This is a genomic window from Caulobacter sp. P1_B12_2 (genome assembly GCF_056406675.1).
In genome coordinates this window covers 1-3,218 of sequence record NZ_JBFTZS010000490.1, presented here as the reverse complement: position 1 = coordinate 3,218, position 3,218 = coordinate 1, and the positions used below count along the sequence as shown (strand labels likewise).

Annotated in this window: 3 protein-coding genes; 1 reads left to right on the top strand and 2 read right to left on the bottom strand. The window is 70.4% G+C overall.

The window, feature by feature from the left end:
* Positions 1–103: hypothetical protein (locus tag AC1DZ6_RS22050; RefSeq protein WP_477099262.1), on the top strand; the 103-nt coding region annotated here is incomplete at its 5' end.
* A 57-nt stretch (positions 104–160) separates the two neighbouring features.
* Here AC1DZ6_RS22050 and AC1DZ6_RS22045 read toward each other — a convergent pair.
* Positions 161–2,428 carry a PAS domain-containing sensor histidine kinase gene (locus tag AC1DZ6_RS22045; protein WP_477099261.1) on the bottom strand — a complete coding sequence of 756 codons (2,268 nt, stop codon included), beginning with the start codon at positions 2,426–2,428 and terminating at the stop codon, positions 161–163.
* Between the two features lie 167 nt (positions 2,429–2,595).
* A partial coding sequence (locus AC1DZ6_RS22040) for an MFS transporter (RefSeq protein WP_477099260.1) occupies positions 2,596–3,218 on the bottom strand: 623 nt, incomplete at its 5' end.

Here is a 3,218-nt window from a genome sequence, read left to right as displayed (position 1 = left end):
GAACCCCTCTGTCCGCCGCAAGAGCAGTTGTGTGGCGCGCCAGCGCGCCAAGGCGTCTCACCGTCAGCTGAACCAAGGGTTCCCGCCACAAGGGCGGGAATGACGGTTGAAATGAGGGGGGAACTGATCGACCAGCCAGGCGCCGGACGACGATCGCCCCCTACCCGTCCAGCCCCGCCTCGATCCGGCACACCACCCCGTCGGGCTGGAAGTCGATGTGCGCCACGCCCGACAGCTCCGCCGCCAGGCCGCGTTCGATCAGCCGCGAGCCGAAGCCGCGCCTGGACGGCGGCGAGACCGGCGGGCCGCCGCTCTCGGCCCAGGTCAGCACCAGGCGCGGATGGGCGCCGCCCGGGATCACGGTCCACGAGATCCGCACATGGCCCAGCATCGTCGACAGCGCGCCGTACTTGACCGCGTTGGTCGCCAGCTCGTGCAGAGCCATCGACAGCGACAGGGCCATGCGCGGCGACAGCCGCACCGATCCCCCCTCGGTCGTGAACCGCCCCGGCCCGCCGTGCAGGACCTCCAGTCGGCCCAGCAGGTCCAGCAGGTCCGCCCCCTCCCAGTTCTCCCGCGTCAGCAGGTCGTGGGCCTCGGCCAGGGCGACGATGCGGGCCGAGAAGGCCTCCTGGGCCTGAGGCAGGGAGCGGGCGGCGTGGAACGTCTGGCCGGCGATGGCCTGGATCGTGGCCAGCGAGTTCTTCACCCGGTGATTCAGCTCGTTGACCAGCAGCCGCAGATGCAGCTCGGCCTTCTTGCGTTCGGTGATGTCGACGGTGGCCCCGACCACCCGGGCCGGCCGGCCGTTGTCGTCGAAGAAGCCGCGCCCCTTGGCCGAGATCCAGCGTTCCTGGCGGTCGTCGCGGCCGATCGTGCGGTATTCGACGTCGATGTCGGCGCGGATGGCGGGATTCATCGCCGCCAGCAAGGCCTGGCGCGTGGATTCGCGATCGTCGGGATGCATGGCGGCGTAGAAGTCGTTCAGGCCGACATCGGCGCCCGGCGCCATGCCGAACATGTCGTAGCCGCGCTCGGACCAGCGCAGCAGGCGCTTGCGGACGTCGTAGTCCCAGGTGCCGACATTGCCGGCGTCCAGGGCCAGGGCCATGGTCGCCTCGCGCAGCACCTGGTCGGCCTCGGCCTCCTTGCGCTCGGTGACGTCGGAGACCACGCCCACGAAGCGCACGCACTGGCCGTCGTGGAAGAAGGCCCGGCCGAAGGTCTCGATCCAGCGCACCACGCCGTCGTCGTGGCGCCGGATGCGGTATTCGCGATTGATCGTGTTGTCGCTGGCCGGGTCCATGGCGGCGCGCACAGCCTCCATCAGCGCCGGCAGGTCTTCGGCGTGGACCAGGCGCTCGAAGGCGTCGAGCGGGTTCTCGATCATGCCGTCCGGCAGGCCGTAGATCTCGCGGCAGCGCTTGTCCCAATAGCGCTCGCCGGTCTGCGGGTTGTGATCCCAGCGGCCCAGGCCCGCGGCGTCGACGGCGATGCGCAGGTCGGCCTCGGCGGCCTCTAGGGCCTGCTCGATGCGCTTGCGCTCGGTGATGTCGACCATCACCCCGCGATGGCGGACGGCCCGGCCGTCGACGTCGCGCTCGACCCGGCCGCGGGTCTGCACCCAACGGATGGAGCCGTCGGCCTGGATCAGCCGGTATTCCTCGTCGAAATCGCCGGTGGTCTTCAGGTGGGTGCGCCCCGATTGGAGCAGCCGCGCAAAGTCTTCGGGGTGCAGGGCCTTGCTGTATTCCGACAACGAGACGCCGGCGGCGGCCCGATCGGGATCGACATTGTGGAACACCGCGTAGCGGGCGTCGGCATAGACCTTGTCGTCGACGATGTCCCAGTCCCAGGTGCCCACGCCGCTGGCCGCCCGCAGGGCCAGTTGGTAGCGCTCCTCGCTGGCGCGCAGGGCCTGCTCGGCCTTCACCCGCCGGGTGACGTCGGTCAGGGCGATCAGCACGCCGCCTACCCCGGACGGGGCGGCGGCGTCGGGCATCGGGCTGATGCGGATGGTGAAATAGCCGTCGGTGACCGAGCCGTCAGGTTGTTCCGTGGTCAGGAACAGATCCTCGATGATCGTGCCGCCGCTGGCTCCGGCCAGGACCGCCCGTTCGGGTCCTTCGGAATCGGCGGCCGAGGTCGGCGGCGCCTCCGCGAAGGTCTTGCCCAGGGTGCGCGGATGGCGCTCGCCCAGCATCGGCGCATAGGCGTCGTTATAGATCAGCACCAGCTCGGGGCCCCAGCGCAGGGCGCTGGGAAACCGGCTGGCGACGATCATGTCGACAGCGAACGTCAGGCTGGGCGACCAGGTCGCGCGCGGGCCGAGCGGGGTGGCCGCCCAGTCGAACGCCTCTATCCGCTCGCGCATGTCACTGGGCGCGAACGACTCGAGGGCGAGACCCTGATCACGGGTATCCACCATGCCCCGTGTTCCTTCCCGGCCATGATCACGGCCAAGGTGCAGCAGACCTCATGGCGAGCGGGGTTTCAAGCCGCGGCGCTGGAGCGTGGGACTCTCATCCAACGAAACACAGCCCGTTTCCGTCTTCGGAAGCCAGAACGGGCGCTGTTTCATTCAGTTGCGGTCGGCTAGCCGACGGTTCCGGACTTGCCCTCGCTGCGCCACGCCACCCAGGCCGCGCCGACCAACACCACCGCCGCGATCAGGCCCGAGGTCCGCAGGCCGGCGGCGATCCGCTCTGGTCCTCCGGCCGCCAGGGCGCCCATCACCGCCACCCCGGTCGCGCCCGCCGCCTGGCGGCAGGCGTTCAGCACCCCCGAGGCGGTGCCCGAGAAGTGACGGTCGACGCTGGCCAGCAGGGCGCTGGTCATCACCGGCACGGCCGTGCCCATGCCGCCGGGGATCAGCAGGAAGCCGGGGATCATCGCCCAGAACGGGCTGTGCGCCGACAGGCGGCTGGTCAGGGCGTAGCCCAGCGCCGCCACCAGCACCCCGCCGGCCATGGTCCGCGCCGAGCCGAACCGGTGGACGATCCGCCCGCTCAGCAGGTTGGAGACGATGAAGGTCGCCGTCAGCGGCAGGAAGGCCAGGCCCGCCTGCACCACGCTGTAGCCGGCCGACCGCTGGAGAAAGAGGCCCAGCACGAAGATCACGCCGTAATAGGTGAAGTTGACGCTGACCCCGATGACCACCGCCGACCAGACCATGCGGCTCTGGAACACCGCCAGCGGCACGGCGCCAGCGGCACGGC